This window comes from Arthrobacter psychrolactophilus (assembly GCF_003219795.1).
GTDB classification, from domain to species: domain Bacteria; phylum Actinomycetota; class Actinomycetes; order Actinomycetales; family Micrococcaceae; genus Specibacter; species Specibacter psychrolactophilus.
The window spans coordinates 1-1,058 of the sequence record NZ_QJVC01000050.1 but is presented as its reverse complement, the minus strand read 5'-3'; the positions used below and the strand labels follow the sequence as shown (position 1 = coordinate 1,058).

General features: G+C 57.8%; 1 protein-coding gene. It reads left to right on the top strand.

Translation table 11 applies throughout. The features are described from left to right. Nucleotides 1–1,058 (top strand): asparagine synthetase B family protein (locus CVS30_RS17690; protein ID WP_146233447.1); only part of this gene is annotated, 1,058 nt, incomplete at both ends.

Here is a 1,058-nt window from a genome sequence, read left to right as displayed (position 1 = left end):
ATCAGCCCGTACACGCGTTTGAAGGAAGAACTCGCCGAGCTGGCTAAGGTCGAGACCCCGTATTCCCCGGCCGTCATCGCCGAATACCGCGAACGTTTCACCGAGGGTGTCCGTCTGCGTTTGCAGTCCGAGGTCCCCGTAGGCACCGCGCTCTCCGGCGGTCTGGACTCCTCCGCCGTGGTCGCGACGATCAACAAGCTCATGCAGGAAAAAGCTGCCGCCACGGATTCCCTGGGCGAGAAGCAGCAAACATTCTCGGCGATCTTCCCGAACTCCATCAACGATGAAGAAGCCTACGCCGACGCCGTGCTGGCTCGTTGCGAAGGCAACGTCATCAGCCACAAGATCCTGCCCCAGCCGGGCGAGTTCGTTGAAGACCTCGAAGATTTTGTGCGGACCATGGAAGAGCCCATCATCTCCTCGGGCCCCTACGCCCAGTACCAGGTCATGCGCGAAGCCTCTAAGCACGTCACCGTGCTCCTTGACGGCCAGGGCGCCGACGAGATGATGGCCGGCTACATCCCGTACTACTTCGCGTACCTGCGCCAGCTCAAGAAGAATGGCCAGACCGCCAAGTTGGCTAAGGAAATGCTCTCCAGCTCGGACATCTTGTTCCGTCTGGGCCGCTTCCGTCTTCAGTCAAAACTGACACTGAAAAAGGAAACTGGCATTGGCCAGCTGCTGAACAAGACATTCACGGCCAAGTACAAGAACGAAAAGTTCGCCAACATCCCGGACAACTTGAAGCTGCGCCTGATCGATGACCTGTTCCATAAGTCCTTGCCGGCCGTGCTGCGCTACGAAGACAAGAACACCATGCGCTTCTCCCTCGAAGGACGCGTACCGTTCCTAGACAAGGAAGTAGTAAAGTTCCTCTTCAGCCTCGATGACGAATCCATCATCAAGGGCGGCTGGAACAAGCACATCCTGCGCGACGCCACCCGCGAACTGTTGCCGGAAATGATCAGCAACCGCCGCAACAAAATCGGCTTCACCACCCCCGAAGCCGAGTGGTTCGGACACATGAAGGAAAAGATCTACGAGATCTTCCTCTCCTC